This window comes from Bradyrhizobium sp. HKCCYLR20261, from assembly GCF_051168435.1.
Taxonomy (GTDB): domain Bacteria; phylum Pseudomonadota; class Alphaproteobacteria; order Rhizobiales; family Xanthobacteraceae; genus Bradyrhizobium.
In genome coordinates this window covers 286845-306331 of the sequence record NZ_JBNPUZ010000007.1, presented here as the reverse complement: position 1 = coordinate 306331, position 19487 = coordinate 286845, and the positions used below count along the sequence as shown (strand labels likewise).

The window sequence follows — 19487 nt, the reverse complement described above, 5'->3', positions numbered from 1 at the left end:
ACTGGGAGAGGGTACTCAGAGACTGTGACGGCGATGCTGCTCCCGGATCGCGATCCAGACCCGCTCGGGCGTCGCCGGCATGTCGATATGGTCGATCTTGTACTCGCGCCACAGCGCTTCGACGATCGCGTTGACCACCGCCGGGCACGAGCCGATCGCCCCCGCCTCACCCGCGCCCTTGACGCCCATCGGGTTGGTCTTGCAGGGCACGTTGTGCGTCTCGAAGGTGAAGGTCGGCGCGTCAGCCGCGCGCGGCAGCGCGTAGTCCATGTAGCTGCCGGTGACGAGCTGCGCGTCGGCGTTGCTGTAGACCACCTGCTCCATCAGCGCCTGCCCGATGCCCTGCACCGCGCCGCCATGGACCTGGCCGGCAAGCAGCAGCGGGTTCAGCGTCACACCGAAATCGTCGACGATGACGTAGTTGACGATTTTGATGATGCCGGTCGCCGGATCCAGCTCGATCTCCGCGACATGGGTGCCGTTTGGATAAGTGCCGTCGGCGCTGGCGAAAGTGGCGCTGCCGGCGAGCTTGGCGGGATCGACGCCGGGACGCTTGGCGAGATCGGCGAAGGAGATCGACCGGTCGGTGCCCGCGACGCGGATCACGCCATCGGCAATCTCGAGGTCGCCCAAGCCCGCCTCGAGCGCTTCGGCCGCGATCTGCTTGAGCTTGTCGCCGAGCTCATGCGTGGCACGCTGCACGCTGACGCCGCCCGACGGGATGGACGCTGAGCCGCCGGTGCCGAGGCCCGTCGGAACCTGCGCGGTGTCGCCCTGGTGGATGTGGACGCGCTCCGGCGGCAGGCCGAACTGCTCGGCGACGATCTGCGCATACGCGGTCTGATGGCCCTGCCCGCTCGACTGCGTGCCGATCAGGATCGTGACGTCGCCGTTCGGATCGAGCTTCACATGGGCGGTCTCCTCGCCCATCGTGCCGCACACCTCGACATAGCTCGCGAGCCCGATGCCGCGGACGAGGCCATTCTTCTTGGCCGCCTTGGCGCGCTTGGAAAAATCCTTCCACTCGGCGATCTCCATCGCGCGCTTCAGATGCGCGTTGAAGTCGCCGGAATCATAGACCTTGCCGGTCGCGGTCTTGTAGGGCAGCGCGCGCGGCGGGATGAAGTTCTTGCGCCGGATGGCATCAACGCTCATGTCGAGCTTGCGCGCGCAGGCATCGACCAGGCGCTCGACGACATAGGCCGCCTCGGGTCGGCCGGCGCCGCGATAGGCATCGACCGGCACGGTGTGGGTGAAGATCGTGCGCACGCGGCAATGAAAGGCCTGGATGTCGTAGAGGCCCGGCAGCATGCCGGCGCCGCCATGCGGGATGTAGGGCGCGAAGGTCGAGAGATAGGCGCCCATGTCGCCCATCAGATCGACGTCCATCGCGAGGAACTTGCCGTCCTCGGCCAGCGCCATCCGCGCGGTCGTGACGTTGTCGCGGCCCTGCGCATCGCCCATGAAATGCTCGGAGCGGTCGGCGGCCCAGCGCACCGACTTGCGCAGCCGCTGCGCGGCGACCGCGACCAGCGCGTATTCCCGGTACGGAAACAGCTTTGTGCCGAAGCCGCCGCCGACATCCGGGCAGATCACCCGCATCTTCTCGGTCGGGATCTTCAGCACGTTCTGGCAGAGAATGTCGCGCAGCCGGTGGCTGCCCTGGCTGCCCGCCGTCAAGGTGAGGTGATCGCGCTTGGTGTCGTATTCGCAGACCGCGGCGCGCGTCTCCATGAAGCTCGCGACCACGCGCGGATTAACGATGCGGATCTCGGCCACCGCATGCGCCTTCGCGAACGCCGCCTCGGTCGCCGACTTGTCGCCGATCGAGACGTCGAACAGCACGTTGTTCTTGTGATCGGCCCACACCTGCGGCGCGCCCGGCTTGATCGCGTTGACGACGCCAGTAACCGCTGGAAGCGTCGTCCACTCGACCTTGATCGCCTCGAGCGCGTCGCGCGCGTGATCGAGCGTATCGGCGACGACGAAGGCCACGGCATCACCGACATGACGCACCTCGTCCTTGGCGAGGATCGGATAAGGCGGCGCGGTGAACGGATCGGTCTCGAGGTTGAACAGGCACGGCAGGCCGCCGAGTTCCGCCGTGTCCTCGGCGGTCAGAATCAGCGCCACGCCCGGCAGCAGCCGCGCCGCGGCGACGTCGATCGTGAACTTGGCATGCGCCTGCGGCGAGCGCAGCACCAGCGCATGCAGGGCGGCCGATGGCGCGAGATCGTCGGTATAGCGGCCCTTGCCGCGAATCAGCGCGTCATCCTCTTTGCGGAGAACGCTTTGTCCCATACCGAACTTGATTGGAGCTGCCATCTGGTTTCTCATCCCGCTTCGTTTTGGCGATGTTGGCGCCATATTGCAGCGGAACGCGAGCCCGCGCAAACGGCATATCGGCCGCAGGGGACCACGATCGGTCAACTCTCGTCGGGTCGACGTCCGGCTCGCACCGGATCACGTGATATTGCATTGCAATGGACGCTCCGGCGCACGGTCCGGCGCCGGAGCCCCTGCCCTATCGTGCCATCAATGATGCGCGTGCTCCGCCTTGGCGCCGTCCTGCTGACCACCGGGCGCCTGCGCGCCGACGCCGAGCACGTCGAGCAGCACCGCCATCTTGCCGGCGCGCTCGAACTGCAAGGTCACAGGAACAGACTTGCCCTCGACCAGCGGCGCCTTCAGGCCGGTGAGCATCAGGTGAATGCCGCCTGACGTGAGCGTGACCGTCTGCCCTGCGGGGATCGGCAGGCCGCCGTCGATCGGCCGCATCATCATGACGCCGTCGCGCGTCGACATCTCATGGATCTCGACGCTCTCGGCGATGTCGGCGCTGGCCGCGACGAGCCGGTCCGGCTCACGGCCCATATTGGTGAGCGAGAGATAGCCCGCGCCGACCTTTGCGCCCCCGGGCGTGGCGCGGCTCCAGCCGGACGACACGATGATGTCGCCCTTGGCGACACCGCGCGGCGGCGGCTCGGCCGACGTCAGCCGCAACAGCGGCGCGGGATATTTCAGCGCATGCGGATCCTGGCCGGGCGCGGCGAGCTCGACCCATTTCGCCGTGCCCTTCTCGCAGTCCTGGACCGCGGCGATGGGCAGGACATCGCCCGGCTTGAACGTGTCGGCCACGAATCCCGTGAAGATGAACTCGTCGTAGTAGCCGTCCTCCAGCCGGCCGCTCCAGCTGATCTCCTTGACCCCTTCGCTGAGCTGCGCGCCGTGGAAGAAATTATAGGCCCGCGCGTAAGCGCCCTTCTTGACCTCGATGGTCCAGCCCGGCTTCGGCATCGGCTTGATCGCGATCAAGCCTTCCGGCACCTGCACGGTCAGCCGCACGGTCGCTGCGCCCTCGCAGCCATGCGGCACGGCGAGCACGGCCTTGAAGGTCTTGCCGATGCGCGTCTCGGATTTGTCGAGCACAACATGCGCGCTCGCATGGCTGCAGAAAGACGCGACAGACAAGGCGGCGAGTGCCAGCACTGCGGATTTCATGATGGCTTCCTTTCACTTGGTTCCGGAGACAGGCGCGTCCATGCGGACGATGCCTTCGAATGACGACAGCAGCGCGAGGCGTTCAGCCGGCAAAGGCCGCTCGGCGGCGGCCAGCCGCTGCGCAAGCTCGGCCGCCTCGCCCGCCGGCAGGCCCGCGAGCTGCAGCGCCTTCGGATCCTTGATGCCGTCGCCGGCACAGAGGACCAGCGCCCAGCCTTTGGCGCCTTGCCTGAGCAGCGCGCGGCCGCCCTGGGCGCCTTGCGTCCAGTCGGCGATCGCATGCGCGCCTGCGATGACGACGGGGTCGACGACGAGCCGGGCCTCCGGCTTGTCGAAGGCGGCCATCAGCACCGCGCGCACGGCCTCGTCATCACCGGCGGCATGAGACGGCGTGGCGGCGACGAGCGCCGCCACGATCATGAGACGCTTCAACATCGCGCCGCCTCACAGCCTGTAGCGGAGGCCGGCATAGACGCCGCGGCCATTGCCGGGGTTGAACAGCGTCGACGTCGGTGTCGCGCGATCGATGATGCTGGTGGTCGCGATGTACGCCTTGTTGGCGAGGTTGCGCCCCTCGAGATAGGCCGAGAAATGCTTGCCGTCGTCATAGGTCGCCTTCAGGCCCCACAGCAGATAGGGGTCCGTGGACAGCGTGTTGGCGCTGTCGACGAAATAGGATTGCGGCACCCACTCGATGTTCGGCCCGAAGGCGAAGCCCGCCGGATGCTTGTACAGCAGCTCCGCGCGCAGGAAGTGCGGCGGTGCGCCCGGCAGGCGGTTGTTGCCCCAGGTCGCGTCGTTGCTGTAGCGGAAGTCGTTATAGGTGTAGGCGAGGTTGAGCCAGACGCGGTCCGGCGCATCGCTCTTCACCGCGAGCCCCTTCAGCAGGCTGAGGCCGAGCCCGGCCTCGATGCCCTGATGCATCGTCTTGTCGGCATTGGTGACGTTGCAATTGCCGAACGACGAATAGAAGCATTGCAGCTCGTTCTGGATATCGGCGTGGTAGAGCGCAAAATCCCAGGTGACGTCGGGCCGCCGGCCGCGCGTGCCGATCTCATAGGTCGTCGCGGTCTGCGCCTTGATGTCGTAGAAGCGCACCAGCGCGCCCCTGCCCTCGCCGAAGCTCGGCGCCTCGCCGCTGCGCGAGATGTTGGCGAACACCTGCCAGTTCGGATCGACATCCCAGAGCACGCCGACCTTCGGGCTCGCGAGGTCGTAGCTGGCGCGGCCCGCGGCGTCGCCGTTGAGCGTGAAGTTGACCTGCTGGCTGCGGACGGCATGCAGGAACTGCGCACCGGCGATCAGCGAGACGCTCGGCAGCGCGTACCAGGCATTCTCGGCATACAGCGTGTAGTTCTCCGGATTCTGGGTCAACGAGGACATCTGCATGCCCTTGTTGCCGCCGGTGTTGACGAACTGGTTGGCATCCGTGGTGCCGTTCTGGATGTTCAGCCCGACCGTGAAACGGTTGCGATGGCCGCCGATCTCGCGATCGTCCACCGCGCGCACGAAGCCGCCATAGTCGTGATAGCGATAGTCGAGCCACTGGAAGATCGGATGCATCAGATGCCGGTCGACGGCGAACACACCGAACTCGACATCGGTGTTGTCGAGGTGGATCGTCGACTTGTTGGCGACGCGGACCGTGTCGATGTTGCGCTGCCAGTCGTTGAGCACATTGTTGGCCGCGGCCGTTTGCGGCGAGTTGAGCGCGCTGGTCTTGCTCACCTCGCCCGGGATACGCTGCCGCACCGAGTTGGCGTTGAGATAGAAGCGGGTCTCGAAATCGGGCGAGACCTGGTAGCCGAGATTGGCGCTGCCGCGCTCGGACGTACCCCAGCTGTGGTCGCGATAGCCGTCGACGCGCGACGCCGAGCCGGTCACGAAATAATCGGCCGCGCCATACACGCCTCCAGTGGAGGCCTGGCCGCGCAGGAAGCCGAACGCGCCGCCATCGAGTCGGCTCTCGAACGCCGAGGCGTCGCGCCCGGTCGGCGTGACGAAATTGACGGCGCCGCCGAGCGAATTGGCGCCGTAGCGCAGCGCATTGGCGCCCTTGTAGACCTCGACATAGCGATAGGCGGTCGGATCGATCTCCTGGAAATCGCCGTAGCCGTCGGCGGTGTTGATCGGGATGCCGTCGAGATAGAGTTGCGTGCCGCGCAGATGGAAGTTGCGCGACAGGCCGGAGCCGCGAATCGACAGCCTCGTGTCGTCGCCCCATTTCGGCTGAGCAAACACGCCGGGCACGTAGTCGAGCACGTCCTTGATGGTCTGCGCCGCGCCCGTCTTGAACGCGGTATCGGGCACGACGGCCACCGCACCCGGCGTCTGCTGGATGCGCTGGGTTGCCGTTTGCGTGTTTGGCGAAGTCCGACTCGGCGCCGGACCGGCGGGAGCCGCCGCGGCCGTCTGCGGTGCGGCGGCTGATCGCGGCGCGCGCGCTCTCCGCGTGGACGGATCACTGCCGGCGGGCCTCGCCGGACGCGACGCTGCGGGCCTGCCCGGGTCGACATTGACCGTCGGCAGATTGCTTGGCTCGCGGGCTTGCGAGAAACAGGGAGATGACAACGTGACGAGGCACGTCGCCGCGCAAAGCGCGGTTACGGAACGGGACATGATGAACCTCTGGACGAACGAAACCTGACGACAAACGGCGATCAGGCGTTCGCGGGAGGTCCTTGCGACAAACGGGGTTCACGGAGGCGGGAATCGCGCGCAGCCCAGGCGGCGAAGCTGGCAAGCCTCAGCTCGCTGGCGCTGCGCAGAAGCAGCGCGGCGACCGGTGTCGGCACCGGCGCGGCGTGGGCGGCGAAGGCGCAGACCGCGCAGAAGTCCTTATGCAGGACGGCCGAGTCCGGCGCGCTGGTGCCGTGGACGGTCCCATCGATGTCGGTGCAGATCACGCCGAGATCGTTGGCGGCAGCGGCCGCCATCTGCGCCGACATCGCGCCGGCGAGCACCATCTGCAACGCGATGAGATAGGCGGCCAGAATGCCGACCGTCCTCCTCGCCCAATGTGCAGTGCCTCGCCGTCGCGTCACGGATGATCCCCCCGTGCGCGACAATATTCGCGGGGCCGCAGTGGCGCAAGGCATAACAGATGCGCGCACGATCTCATCAGTTCGCGCGCACGCGTCTCATGCTGCGCGCAGGCCTCAGCGGCGCACCAGCGCCTTGAGCCAGCGCAGGCCGAACAGCCCGAGAATGGCGGCGGCATAGATCACGGCGCCGACCACGATCAATAGGCCCAGCATGGCCTCGTCCTGCACGCGGCCGAGGAAGGTCAGATGCGGCGTTGCCAGGACAACCGTCAGCCACAATGCCGCCGCAAGCAGGACGCCGGTGGCCGCAAATTTCAGCAGCGACGCGCTGAGACGGCGATCGACCACGAGATAGCGCTTGTGCACGGCGAAGCCGAGCACCAGCAGCAGATTGATCCAGGCGCCGACGGCGGTCGCCAGCGCGAGGCCGACCTGGGCCAGCGAGCCCATCAGCAGCACCTTCAGCATGACGTTGACCGTCAGTCCGGTGAGCGAAGCCTTGACGGGCGTCGCCGTATCCTTGCGCGCGTAGAAGGTCGAGACCGCGCTGCGGATCATCACGAAGGGAATGAGCCCGACGGCGTAGGCGGCGAGCGTCGCGCCGGCCGCCGCCGCATCGCCCTTGGTGAAGGCGCCGCGTGCGAACATCGCGCGCGTGATGACGTCGGGCACGGCGAGGAAGGCGGCGACGAACGGCACCGAGAACAACAGCGTGAACTCGAAGGCGCGGCGCTGCTGCTCCATGGCGCCCTGGTGATCACCCGCCGTCAGCCGCCGCGACATCTCCGGCAGCAGCACGGTGCCGATGGCGATGCCGATCACCCCGATCGGCAGCTGGTTGAGCCGGTCGGCATAATACAGCGCCGAGATCGCGCCCGCGGGGAGGAACGTCGCGATGATGGTGTCGGCGAACATCGCGACCTGCGTGCCCATCGATCCCAGGGTCGCCGGCCCCAGCGCCTTGAAGAAGGCGCGGATGTCGTCGTCGAGCTTGAGCGGCGCAAACCGCGGCAGGCCGCCGTGGCGGGCGAGATCGCCGGCCAAAAGGAAGTATTGCAGGAACCCGGAGATCAGCACGCCCCAGGCCGCGGCATGACCGGCATTCGGGAAGAACGCCGCCAGCGCCAAGGTCACCATCATCGCGAGGTTGAGAAAGATCGAGGCCGCCGCGGCGCTGGCAAAGCGCTGCATCACGTTGAGCATGCCGCCATACAGCGTCACCAGCGTGATCAGCAGCAGATACGGAAAGGTGATCCGCGTCAGCGTGATCGCCATGTCGCGCTGCGCGGGATCGTCGGTGAAGCCCGGCGCCAGGATCGTCATCGCCTGCGGCATGAACACCCAGGCCAGGATCAGCAGCACGATTTGCGAGGCGAGCAGCAGCGTGAAGATCCGGTCGGCAAACAGGCTCGCCGACGCCGGCCCCTTCTCGCCATGGACATGCGCATAGGCGGGAACAAAGGCCGCGTTGAACGCACCTTCGGCGAAGATCGCCCGGAAATGGTTCGGCAGCCGGAACGCGATGAAGAACGCATCGGCGACCGGCCCGGCGCCGAGGATCGCCGCCAGCATGATGTCGCGGGCAAAACCGGTGAGTCGCGACAGCAGCGTATAGCCGCCGACGGTGAAGATACGTCCGAGCATGGGGGGCTTGTAGAGGATCGGGGGCGGAGTTTGAAGCGGGGAACGGGTCCAACCAATTGCGACCGAAGTGTGGCGCTTGACGCCCCCCCCCGCGCTGAGGCGGACTGCATATATCGACGTTGGCGTTCCAGCGGTCCGCCGGGATACTCCTTGCGCCCTTGCGCCCTTGCGCCCTTGCGGCACCGCGACCACGCGGTCTTAAGGCATCTACCTGCCGTCCACCTTTTCTCTAAAAGCTAATTTCCAGCACGACCACGACACGAGGGCAGATGCCCCACCTCTGAGTTCTCAGCGAAATCGACAATGTGCTTCGCGTCATAGACAGCCGGACGCTCAAGAAGGCCGCCTAATCTGCGTTATTCTGAAATCCAGATCTTGCATCCTCATCTGCTTCGACAATTCCTGCAGTGAGAACTTTGCAATGTTGGAATTGAACAACCTGACGTTCTTTATGTCGCGATGGACGCTCGCCGTATCGAGTACGGCCAACACGTACACGATCTTTTTATTGAAGAGTTCTACAAACTCATCCTCGCTCACCCCCTCCGTTTGACGGCCAGCCCTATCAAAGTAACCCTCTCCTCCGATTTTGTCTTTGAGCGAGCGATACGTATTTCGAATAAACTTTCTTTCGGTCTTCAAGTCCTGCTGAATTCTCGTCGCAGCAATGAAAATCTGAGCACATAGATCACGCAGAGTATTCGAAAAACCCTTCTTGACGTGATAGAGATACAAGTTCTGCTCGTCCCATCGAAGGATATCGCACGGCTCGATATTCTCTGGAACTATCTTGTCAAGAACCAGGGCATTGTTTGACCCTATATATTGACCGTTGTAGTCATTCTCTGTGGGGAGCGCCTCGGCCCACGCCTTATCGAGACCATCGACGTAGTGACCCTGAATGTAGCTTTCGCAATACTCGTTCAGCCGCTCGATGAATGAATCACGTATGAGATACCAGGCCGCATCGATGAAAAAATATCGCCTGTTGTCGCACGGCACATCCCCCAAAAGATGATCGACGAGACCGCCCTCCGTGAGCAAGCGCCCCTCCTCATCGTATGCAGATATTACTATGTTTCGCGCAAGCTTTTCAAACGCCTCTTGGTTCTCCGGCGTTTTTGGCAAAGATCGAAAAACATCAAATACAGAATCCACATTGGACAATTCGTCGAATTCACGCTCACCAAATGCGCCTCCCTGGCTCTTTTTGGTGATTGCATAGTGAGAAGCCGTGAGATATTTTTCCACTTCGTAGTGGCAAAGGTCGAAATCGATACCATTGCTAGGCTCGGAGTAGCGTTTCCATAGCTGCGCGAACAGCTCCTTGTTCAATCGATCTATCAGCGCCTGACTTCTTTTTTTGGTGAGTCGCTCAATATCGTTGATTGAAACCGGCTGCTCCGTCTCCAAAACCGACTCACATCCGTTGATAAGCATCACCAACTGATCAAACGAGATGTCCTTGTTGACTCGAAAGGATGACTTTGCAACGCACAACGAGGCTTTTTTGATATCGTCCTCGGTGAAGCCGAGCTTTGCCGTCAGGATTTCTTTGTTTAGATGCGCCTTGAGCTCCTGATAAATTTTACCGAAACCATCATTGTCGAATAAATTGAAGTTGTTTCGGAAATATTTGGTCGTCCCCATTATTCCACCCACGATGCTTTTTTCTCTCGTCGATTTGAGTATTTTGTCCTCTTTCTTTATAAGGCGAGCAAATACATCAATACCAAAATTCCTATCGATGCGGTCTTGTATAACGAAATGTCCGTGGCCGCCGGTGATCGCGTACAACCTATCCGTCCTTGAAAGGAAGAGAACAAATCCCTCTATGCGACTTTTTCCTCCTTGCCCTATTTCCTCGTTGGCCTTTGAGATAGCTTGAACGAATTCCTTCCATCTCGGAGAGGACGACCTAATCTGATAGTATAGCTTCAACTTGAATTCGTTCACTGTTTCAGCTTCGAGCGCTTGCTCTGAAAATCCCTTGCCTTTAGCTATCTCCGCTGCTTCCTCCAAGGAGATGCCGGCTTCCATCTTATAGATAGCAATTTGCAATTTCTCTGACATGAAGTTGCCCACCTATTGATGATTACGCCTTAGTTGATACGTCCTTCCAGTTGCAACGCGAAATGCTTTCTCCCTTCATTCCGCAGCGTCGACATAAATTCCCAAGATTTTTTCCGAAGGGTTGTGCCTTGATCGACAGAACTAACTATCGAGTCCGTAATTCTACGGGCATCCCAGTTCATTGGACGAACAGGGTGAGCATCAATCGCCGGCTCTGACACTAGTCTTCAGTCACTAGCGCCCCTGTCCAAGAGGGGCGTCCTTGACAAACAGTCGAACTGAGTTCGAGTCGGGTATAGGGCAGATTGCGCTCGCCTGATCCGCTAAATGGAAAGCTCCTTACACGCAGGCAACACCACAAGATTCCGGCAATTATAAATACCTTGCGTTTTTACGGAAATCATGATTATCTCCCGCCATCCCGCCATCCCGCCTCATGCAGAAGGGGCGTAGCGCGCGATCGTCACGACACGCGGGGCGGGGATGCGATGGCCGTGGGAGCTTGCAGCATGTCCTTGATCGGCGTGCGGACGAACGGGCGCTCACGGACGGTCAAGTCGCGTGGTCCTGGCCTCCCGATGCTGAGGTCAAGTTCGCGCTCGTGCTGATCGCACGGCGCAGACGACGGTGGCCAACGAGCCGGGCACCGGGGAGATCGCGGAGCAGCCGGAAGCCCATCGCGCAGGGAATGCCGGAATGTCGGCTGAACCTGTGGTACCTGCCGCCTGCATTCTTGTTCGCAGGCGGGCCATGGGTGAGGCCTTCACCCGGCATTCCCTGCGCCCTCTGCACGCTTTGCGAGGGCGAGTTGATCGCAAGCCTCGGGCATCAGTTGCCGCGAGACCGCGCCCCTGTGTCGATCGCTGTTTGAGATGTAAATCGGAATCGAGCCCACGGCCGTAGGGTGGGCAAAGCAGCCGCCCGCAGGGCGGCCGCGTGCCCATCGCGCATCGGCATCGGTGGTGGAGAATGGTGGGCACGGCGGAGCAACAATCACACAGATGGGGCGCGCCTTTGCCCACCCTACGCGGCCGTAGCCAAACCCACCGCTGTGGTCCGCTTGAAAGGCGGTCGCGCCTTACCCACAGATGTCGTCCCGGACAAGCCTGCCGGCGCGAAGCGGCGGCGGGCGCCGATCCGGGACCCATACACCGTGGCCGATGTGTGGGGCAAAGGGCCAATGACCAGCGGGGCCCAAACCGCTCCCTGGGGGTATGGGTCCCGGCGCCGCGTGCGCAATTGCGCACTAGGCCGGGACGACATTGGTGTGTGGGGCTACCTGTGGGGGCAGATCAGCTCGACAGGCGCGGCTCACCGCGACTCGGCGAGCCGGACGACGTGCGATGCGCGCGGCTCAGGCCAGCGCGCCGCGCACCACGTCGATGATGCGGGCCTGCGTCGCCTCGTCCAGATAAGCGTGCATCGGCAGGCTGATGACGTCCGACGAGAGCTGCTCGCTGACCGGCAGGCCGCCATCGGCGCTCGGGAAGACGCGATACGCGGTCTGCTGGTGCATCGACTTCGGATAGTAGATCGCGGTCGGGATGCCCTGCGCCTTCAGCGCGGCGGCGAAGGTGTCGCGGTCGACGCCGCGCGGCAGACGGATGGTGTACTGCGCCCAGACCGAGGTGCAGCCCTCGACGAGGCGCGGCACCTTCACGACGTCGGCCAGCGCCGCGGTGTAGCGCTCGGCCACCGAGTTGCGCGCGGCGATCTCGTCCTCGAAGATCCGGAGCTTCTCGAGCAGCACCGCGGCCTGGATGGTGTCGAGCCGCGCGGTGAGGCCGAGGCGGACGTTGTCGTATTTGTCGCTGCCGCCGCCATGGGCGCGCACGCTGCGCAGGCGCTCCAGCAGGCCGGCATCGTCGGTGAGGATGGCGCCGCCGTCGCCGAAGCAGCCGAGCGGCTTGGCCGGATAGAAGCTGGTCGCGGTGGCCAGGCCGAAGGTGCCGATGCGGCGGCCCTTGTAGCTGGCGCCGAAGCCCTGCGCGGCGTCGTCGAGCACGAACAGGCCTTCGTCCGCGGCGATCGCGGCGACCGCGTCATGGTCGGCGGCCTGGCCGAACAGATCGACGGGGATCACGGCCTTCGGCTTCAGGCCGAGCCGCTTTGCCGTGGCGATGCCGCGGCGGAGCGAGGCCGGATCGATGTTGAAGGTGTCTTCCAGCACGTCAACGAAGACCGGCGTGGCGCCGGTCAGCGCCACGGACTCGCCGGTCGCGCAGAAGGTGAAGGACGGGCACAGCACGGCGTCGCCCGGGCCGATGCCCTGGGCCATCAGCACCATCAGCAGCGCATCGGTGCCGCTGGAGCAGCTCACGGCATATTTGGCGCCGCAGAACTCCGCCAGCTCCTTCTCGAGCTGGATGATCTCGGGGCCGCCGAGAAACTGGCAGTGCGCGAGCACGCGGGCGACGGCCTCATCAAGGGACTTGCCGAGCCGCTGACGCTGCGCGGCGGTGTCGATGAACGGAATGGGCTGATGACGCAGGTGCTGATTCATGAGCTCTGACAACGGTTCGAAACGGACAGGGATGGAGCGGGTGACGCCCGGGCTAGCCGGCCGCGCGGAGCTTGGCGGCCTCCGCCGGACGATGGCTCGAGGTCTCCAGGCACTGCGTGGCGATCGCGAGGCTGGCGACTCCCTCGTCGCCGGTCACGGCCGGCGAGGTGCCGGAGCGCACCGCGTGCAGGAACGCGATCAGCTCGGCGCGCAGCGGCTCGTCATGGCCGACCGGCAGATGCCGCATCGAGTAGCTGCCGTCCGGCTTGAAGCCGAAGCATTCGGTGACCTGGCGGGTGAGCAGGTCACCCATGATGTACTTGCCGCGCGTCGCGACCGTGACGTTGCGCGCCTTGAACGGCGTCAGCCAGTTGGTGTTGATGTGGGCGAGCACGCCCGAGGCGGTGCGGAACTGCAGCAGCGCGATGTCCTCGCGCTCGGCCACCGCGCTCGACAGCTGCGGCTGCACCTCGATGATATCCGACTCGGTGAACCAGCGGATCAGGTCGATGTCGTGCACGGCGAGATCGATGACGACGCCGACATTGGACATGCGCGGCGGGAACGGGCCGACGCGGGTGATGGCGATCGACAGGATGTCCTCGCCGGCGATCGCCTTCTTGATCGCGGCCACGGCCGGGTTGAAGCGCTCGACATGGCCGATCATCAGGGTGACGCCGGCGCGGTGCGCGGCCGAGACGATCTCCTTGCCCTCTTCGACCGTCGAGGCGATCGGCTTCTCGACGAGCAGATGAACCTTGCGGGCGATGCAGGCGAGCGCGAGCTCATGGTGCAGGTGAGTTGGGGCGGCGATGGTAACTGCGTCAACGCCCTCGGCGGCGAGCTGATCGAGGCTCTCGAAAGTCGGGCAGTTCGCAAGCTCGGTGACGCGGCTGCGATGCGCGGGCAAGGGATCGACGACGCCGACCAAGTGGACATCGGGAAGACCTGCGAGCACACGGGCATGGTTGCTGCCCATCACGCCGGCTCCGATGACGCCAACGCGCAGCGCCTGTCTCAGATCGGCCTTGTGGCCCGCCCCCTTGGAACTCATGTCGCTCGACCCCATCGATGTCACGGAATGGCCATAACAGTTAATGAACTGCAAATCAGCCGGACGAAGCTCTCCTAGCATGGCGCTTCCGGCGAGGCGAATGCCGAAAGCCTTTTCAGGACACGATTTGATTCAGAAAGTTACATCACAGGAGAACGAAAAGCGGAGCAGTTTGAAGGGCCTGCAGCGAGCCCTTCGCGTGTGGCGGTGGTCTTGCTCAACGATCGCGACAGGCCGCGGAGACATGGGATCAACGCGTTCACGCCTGCGTGTAGGCCGCGTACCGAGGTAACGCGATGGATCGCCCAGCCGAAGACAGAGCCATGTCACATCGCGGGAGAACGCCCATGACCATCCGCCTCGCCTCGCTTCGCCACGCTTCGCATGTCGCCCTGCTGCTCGGGTCGTTCGCCCCCTGGGCGCCGTCCGCCGCCGCAGCCGCGGAGCGGCTCGTCGTGATCGAACTGTTCACCTCGCAGGGCTGCTCCTCCTGCCCGCCGGCCAACGCGTATCTGAACGAGATGGTGCGGCAGCGGCGCGACGTGCTGCCGCTGGCGTTCCACGTCACCTATTGGGATCGCCTCGGCTGGAAGGACCCGTTCTCATTGCAGGCGGCGACCGATCGTCAGGCGCGCTATGGCAGCCGCTTCGGCGACGGCTCCTACACGCCGGAGATCGTCGTCGACGGAGTAACGAGCCATGTCGGCTCCAACAGGGCCGAGATCGGACCGGCGATCGATCGCGCCAGGAGCGCGAGCGCGACGGCTGCAAGCGTCAGGCTCGCGCGCAGCGGCGACAAGCTCACGGTCGACGTCGGCAACGGCGAGGGACGCGGCCGCGTGCTGCTGGTCGGCTTCGACCGCCGCCACGAAACGCCGATCCGCCGCGGCGAGAATGGCGGCCGCACGCTGGAGGAGCTGAACGTCGTGCGGTCGGTGCGCTCGCTCGGCGAGTGGAGCGGAGCGGCGCTGCGCCTCACCGAGTCGATGCCGGAGGGCGAGGATGCCGCCGTCCTGCTCGAAGCGCCGGACGGACGCATCGTCGGCGCCGCGCGCTTGTAGCCCGAGGTCAGGAGGAGGAGCAGAAACTGCGCCAGAACTGACGATAGCCCTCCTCGACCTTGCGGGTGTAGGTCTCGACGTTGCCGGCCGCGGAATTGGCGGCCATTGCCGGCAGCGCCGCGCGCAGCTTCGCGAGCTCCCCGGGCGCCGCGGCATGTTTGAGGGCGATGGCGAGATAGCTGTCGTCATCGCTCGCCACGAAGTCATCGAGACCAACCGCGACGTTGATCGCCGCGGCCGCGCGCGCGGCGGCGCCCTGCCCGAGCTTGGCGATGACCGGCACGCCGGCCTGCAGCGACTCCCAGGTGCTGACGCCGCCATTCTGCGGGAACGGATCGAGCGACATGTCGATGTTCGCGAACTGGGCGATGTGCTGGTCGCGCGTCGACAGGCCGAGGCAGGTGACGCGCTCCTCGGCGATGCCATTGTTGACGAAGCGGGCGATCAGCGCGTTGCGCACCAGCGCATCGTCGAGCGCGCCGTTCTTGATGACGATCCTCGCCTCCGGCAGCGCGCCCATAATCCGCGCCCACAGCGCCAGCGCGGGATCGGAGATCTTGTCGATGCGGTTGAAGACGCCGAAGGTGACGAAGCCGTTGCGCAGCATCGGAAGCGGCGTCGGCTGCCAGCCCTGCAGCGGGTCGGTGGTGATCACGGCCGGCAGGTCGTAGACCTGCTCGGCGAACAGCGGACGCACCGGCTCCGGGATGGTGACCGGGTCGGCGAAGAAATAGTCGATGGTCGGCAGTCCCGTGCCGGTGCCGCTGCCCCAGGCGGTGACCTGGATCGGCGCCGGCTTGCGGGCGAACACCGGCAGCCGGTTGCCGGCGGAATGGCCGGAGAGATCGACGAGGATGTCGACCTGATCGGCGTCAATCCGATCCGCAAGTTCCTCGTCCGACATCTGCCAGGCGTCGACCCAGAGGTCGGCCGCCGCGCGGCACTGCTCGGTCATCGCGTCGCGCAGCGGCGAGCAGGAGTAGCAGACGACCTTGAACGCGGCGTGGTCGTGATGGCGCAGCACCGGCAGGAATGTCAGCGCCGCCGAATGGCTGCGGAAATCAGACGAGACATAGCCGATCGTCAGCCGCCGCTCCGGATCGCGATCACGCACGGGCGGCGGACGGCGTTCGATCGCGGCGCCGATCCGGGTCCACCATTCGCGCCTGATCGCCTGATGCTGGGCGAAGCCGGTGTCCGGCATGAAGTCGAGCAGGAAGATCTTGGCCGTGATCGCATCGCCATAGGCCGGATTCAGTTCGAGCGCGCGATCGAAATGCGCAAGACCTGTGGCGAGATCGCCCTGCTTGCAGAAGCATTCGCCGAGCCATGTCCAGGCGACTTCGGACGTCGGATTGAGCTCCAGAACTTTGCGGCAGGCATCCATTGCGGGGGCAATGTTGTCCCTGATGACGCTGAGCTGCGCGAAGCCCAGCAGCGCCACCTCGTGGCGCGGATCGAGCGCCAGCGCAGCCTCGAAATCGGGCATCGCCTTGTCGAAGCGTCCGGCCTGCTGATGCAGCCGGCCGCGCTGCGCCAGCACCTGCGCGGCGTTCGGCTTGATTGCGAGCGCGGCATCGAAGGCCGCCAGCGCTTCGTCGGAATGGCGGAGCGCAATGCTCGCGAGCCCCTTGCCGAACATCGCCTCCATGTGGCGCGGATTGAGCGACAGCGCCCGCTCGAAGCTCTGATTGGCCTCCGCATTGCGGGCCAGCGGCAGCAGCGCCATGCCGCGATTGCAATAGGCGTCGGCATAGTCGGGCTTCAGCGCGATCGCGCGGTCATGCGCTGCTATCGCCTCTTCCGGCCGCCCCAGCCGCATCAGGGTGTTGCCGAGGCCGGTGAGCGCGACGAGCAAATTGGGCTTCAGCGCGATCGCACGCTCCTGGCATTTGCGCGCCTCCTCGAACCGCTTGCGGTTGAACAGCGCGAGGCCGAGATTGGACAGTGCCTCGGCATGGCGCGGCTCGATCTCGACCACCCTGGTCAGCGCCTGCTCGGCCAGCTCGAACTGGCCGCCGTCGAGCGCTGTGACGCCACGCAGATGCAGCGCATCGACATGATCCGGCAACAGCGCCAGGATATCACCGCAGATCGCCTGCGCCTCGGCGTGACGGCCGGACCGATAGGCGGCGACGGCGCGCGGCATCAGCTCGTCGGTCTGCTTGCGGTGCTTCTTCTGGAGCCGCGCGTTCTGAAAGGCGCGAGACCCGACATTGCTAGCCAAAGACTTGCCCCCCCGAGGCAGTATGCAGATCCTGAGAACGCGACGAACATTTGCGTGGCCTCGTCCGAGGCCACCGCTTATTTCACTCTCCACCGCCTGCGCAATAGCGACGCCAGAACAGGCGGTAGCCCTCCTCGACCTTGTGCGTGTAGGTCGCGACATTGCCGGCAGCCGAGTTCGCCGCCATCGCCGGCAGCTCGGCGCGCAGCTTGGCCAGCTCCTCCGCCCTGGAGGCCCAGCTCACGGCGAGCGCAACATAGGCATTGTCATCCCTGGCGACGAATGCGCCGAGCCCGACCGCCGAGACGATCCCGGCCGCGGCGCGCGAGGCCGCGCTTCGACCGAGCTTGGCGATCACGGGCACGCCGGCCTGCAGCGATTCCCAGGTGCTGACGCCGCCATTCTGCGGGAACGGATCGAGCGAGATGTCGACCAGGGCAAACTGCGCGATCTGCTGCTCGCGCGTCGACCGGCCGAGGCAGACCACGCGCTCGGGCGCCACGCCGTGGGCCGCGAAACGCGCCAGCAGGCGATCGCGCAACAAGGGATCGTCCAGCGAGCTGCTCTTCATCACGATCCGGGAGTCCGGCAGCGCCTGCATGATCCGCGTCCAGACACTGAGCGCGGGATCGGAGACCTTGTCGAGGCGATTGAACACGCCGAAACTCACATGGCCGTTGCGCAGCATCGGCAGCGGCGTCGGCACGAGGCCGGGCAAGGCTTCGGTGGTGATCACGGCGGGCAGATCGTAGACCTGCTCGGCGAACAAAGGGCGCACGGCCTTCGGCACCGTCACGGGATCGGCGAAGAAGTAGTCGATGGTCGGCATCCCCGTGCCGGTGCCGCTGCCCCAGGCCGTCACCTGAACCGGCGCGGGCTTGCGGGCGAACAACGGCAGCCGGTTGCCGGCCGAGTGACCGGAGCAATCGACAAGGATATCGACGCCGTCAGCCTCGATCTGATCGGCGAGCTCATCGTCGGAAAATTGCGAGGCATCGATCCAGACGTCGGCACAGGCGCGGAACTGCGAAGTCACGGCGTCATTCACGGGAGAGCAGGCGTAGCAGCAGATGCGGAACGCCTGCCGGTCGGCATGCTTCAGAACCGGCAGATAGGTCAGCGCCGCAGAGTGATTGCGGAAGTCCGACGAGACGTAGCCGATCGTCAGCCGCCGCTCCGGATCGCGGTCACGCGGCGGCGGCGCTCGGCGCGCGATGTGGCTGCCGATGCGCTGCCACCATTCGCGCCTGACCGCCTGATGCAGCTCGAAATCCGCCTCGGGCGAGAATTCGAGCGTGAAGATCTTCGCAGTCATGGCCTCCGGAAAGTCGGGCCTGATCTCCAGCGCGCGATCGAAATGCGCAATGGCGGCATCCAGCTCTCCCTGCTTGCCGAAGCAGATGCCGAGCCACAGCCAGGCGTCTTCGGAACGCGGATTCTGCTCCAGCACCTTGCGGCAGCCATCGACGGCCTGGGCGATGTCGGTGAAGTGGTCGAGCTGCGCCTTGCCGAGCAGCGCGATCTCCAGCGTCGGATCGCGCGCCAGCGCCGCCACGTAGTCCGCCTTGGCGAGGTCGAAGCGCCCGGTCATCTGATGCAGCCGGCCGCGCTGCGCCAGCACCAGCGGCGCACCCGGCCTGATCGCGAGCGCAGCATCGAAGCAAGCGAGCGCCTCCGCCAGATGGCGCTGCTCGAGGCTGAGCAGCCCCTTGCCGAACAACGCCTCCATGTGGCGCGGGTTGAGCGACAGCGCGCGGTCGAAGCTCTGGATCGCCTCGGCGTTGCGGTTGAGCGGCAGCAGCGCCATGCCGCGATTGCAATAGGCATCGGCGTAGTCCGGCTTCAGCGCAATGGCCCGGTCATGCGCGGCGATCGCCTCGTCAGCGCGTCCGAGACGCATCAGCGTGTTTCCGAGCCCGGTCAGCGCGACCACGAGATTCGGCTTCAGCGCGACCGCCCGCTCCTGGCATTTGCGGGCGTCCTCGAAACGCTTGCGGTTGAACAGCGCCAGCCCGAGATTGGACAGCGCCTCCGCATGGCGCGGCTCGATCTCGACCGCCTTCGTGAGCGCCTGCTCGGCGAGATCGATCTCGCCGCTGTCGAGCGCGACGACGCCGAGCAGATGCAGCGTGTCGAAATGGTCGGGCAGCAACGCCAGGATCTGGCCGCAGATTGTCAGCGCTTCGGCCCGCCGGCCGGCGCGATAGGCCGCGACCGCGCGCGGCAGGAGATCATCGACCTGCTTGCGATGCTTCTTCAGCAGCCGCGCGTTCTGAAATGCGCGCGAACCGACATTGCTTGCCACGAGTGGCCTCCAGGGGGTGACGCATTAGCACTCACTCGAACAATGGGACGCGTGAACAGGGAGAGGACAGTGAAC

At 65.0% G+C, this 19487-nt stretch carries 12 protein-coding genes; 1 reads left to right on the top strand and 11 read right to left on the bottom strand.

Annotation, left to right across the window (positions count from 1 at the left end; translation table 11 throughout):
• Positions 1-15 precede the first annotated feature (15 nt).
• From ACQR1L_RS19455 to ACQR1L_RS19415, 9 genes are all read right to left on the bottom strand, one after another.
• Entirely contained in the window at positions 16-2325 is a 2310-nt protein-coding gene (locus ACQR1L_RS19455; protein ID WP_434859523.1) for a xanthine dehydrogenase family protein molybdopterin-binding subunit, read from the bottom strand.
• A gap of 210 nt (positions 2326-2535) precedes the next feature.
• Entirely contained in the window at positions 2536-3501 is a 966-nt protein-coding gene (locus ACQR1L_RS19450; RefSeq protein WP_434859522.1) for a DUF1775 domain-containing protein, read from the bottom strand.
• Positions 3502-3513: 12 nt separating this feature from the next.
• Positions 3514-3936, bottom strand: coding sequence for a copper uptake system-associated protein (locus ACQR1L_RS19445; protein ID WP_434859521.1), 423 nt, complete (start codon positions 3934-3936; stop codon positions 3514-3516).
• 9 nt (positions 3937-3945) lie between these two features.
• Positions 3946-6120 carry a TonB-dependent receptor family protein gene (locus ACQR1L_RS19440; RefSeq protein WP_434859520.1) on the bottom strand — a complete coding sequence of 725 codons (2175 nt, stop codon included), beginning with the start codon at positions 6118-6120 and terminating at the stop codon, positions 3946-3948.
• A 41-nt stretch (positions 6121-6161) separates the two neighbouring features.
• Entirely contained in the window at positions 6162-6545 is a 384-nt protein-coding gene (locus ACQR1L_RS19435; RefSeq protein WP_434859519.1) for a DUF2946 family protein, read from the bottom strand.
• Positions 6546-6659: 114 nt separating this feature from the next.
• Entirely contained in the window at positions 6660-8189 is a 1530-nt protein-coding gene (murJ, locus tag ACQR1L_RS19430; protein WP_434859518.1) for a murein biosynthesis integral membrane protein MurJ, read from the bottom strand.
• Between the two features lie 333 nt (positions 8190-8522).
• Positions 8523-10262: a DUF6119 family protein gene (locus ACQR1L_RS19425; RefSeq protein WP_434859517.1), complete on the bottom strand. Its 1740-nt coding sequence runs from the start codon at positions 10260-10262 to the stop codon at positions 8523-8525.
• Positions 10263-11616: 1354 nt separating this feature from the next.
• A complete protein-coding gene (locus ACQR1L_RS19420) occupies positions 11617-12765 on the bottom strand; it encodes a DegT/DnrJ/EryC1/StrS family aminotransferase (RefSeq protein ID WP_434859516.1) in 1149 nt (382 codons plus the stop codon).
• Positions 12766-12817: 52 nt separating this feature from the next.
• Complete coding sequence (locus ACQR1L_RS19415; RefSeq protein WP_434859515.1) at positions 12818-13819, bottom strand: Gfo/Idh/MocA family protein; 1002 nt, start codon at positions 13817-13819, stop codon at positions 12818-12820.
• A 347-nt stretch (positions 13820-14166) separates the two neighbouring features.
• On the opposite strand from ACQR1L_RS19415, the gene ACQR1L_RS19410 reads away from it, so the two are divergent.
• Positions 14167-14880 (top strand): DUF1223 domain-containing protein, encoded by a 714-nt coding sequence (locus tag ACQR1L_RS19410; RefSeq protein WP_434859514.1) that lies wholly within the window; start codon positions 14167-14169, stop codon positions 14878-14880.
• Positions 14881-14887: 7 nt separating this feature from the next.
• On the opposite strand, the gene ACQR1L_RS19405 is transcribed toward ACQR1L_RS19410, so the two are convergent.
• Both ACQR1L_RS19405 and ACQR1L_RS19400 read right to left on the bottom strand, forming a co-directional pair.
• The gene (locus ACQR1L_RS19405) at positions 14888-17107 is read right to left on the bottom strand and encodes a tetratricopeptide repeat protein (RefSeq protein ID WP_434859513.1); all 2220 of its coding nucleotides are present in this window, start codon (positions 17105-17107) and stop codon (positions 14888-14890) included.
• 82 nt (positions 17108-17189) lie between these two features.
• A complete protein-coding gene (locus tag ACQR1L_RS19400; RefSeq protein WP_434859512.1) occupies positions 17190-19412 on the bottom strand; it encodes a tetratricopeptide repeat protein in 2223 nt (740 codons plus the stop codon).
• Between the last annotated feature and the right edge of the window lie 75 nt (positions 19413-19487).

Bases quoted from the DNA above. Each gene is read 5' to 3' on its own strand.
- ACQR1L_RS19455 (WP_434859523.1), bottom strand. From the start codon at position 2,325: ATGGCAGCTCCAATCAAGTTCGGTATGGGACAAAGCGTTCTCCGCAAA.
- ACQR1L_RS19450 (WP_434859522.1), bottom strand. From the start codon at position 3,501: ATGAAATCCGCAGTGCTGGCACTCGCCGCCTTGTCTGTCGCGTCTTTC.
- ACQR1L_RS19445 (WP_434859521.1), bottom strand. From the start codon at position 3,936: ATGTTGAAGCGTCTCATGATCGTGGCGGCGCTCGTCGCCGCCACGCCG.
- ACQR1L_RS19440 (WP_434859520.1), bottom strand. From the start codon at position 6,120: ATGTCCCGTTCCGTAACCGCGCTTTGCGCGGCGACGTGCCTCGTCACG.
- murJ (WP_434859518.1), bottom strand. From the start codon at position 8,189: ATGCTCGGACGTATCTTCACCGTCGGCGGCTATACGCTGCTGTCGCGA.
- ACQR1L_RS19425 (WP_434859517.1), bottom strand. From the start codon at position 10,262: ATGTCAGAGAAATTGCAAATTGCTATCTATAAGATGGAAGCCGGCATC.
- ACQR1L_RS19420 (WP_434859516.1), bottom strand. From the start codon at position 12,765: ATGAATCAGCACCTGCGTCATCAGCCCATTCCGTTCATCGACACCGCC.
- ACQR1L_RS19415 (WP_434859515.1), bottom strand. From the start codon at position 13,819: ATGAGTTCCAAGGGGGCGGGCCACAAGGCCGATCTGAGACAGGCGCTG.
- ACQR1L_RS19410 (WP_434859514.1), top strand. From the start codon at position 14,167: ATGACCATCCGCCTCGCCTCGCTTCGCCACGCTTCGCATGTCGCCCTG.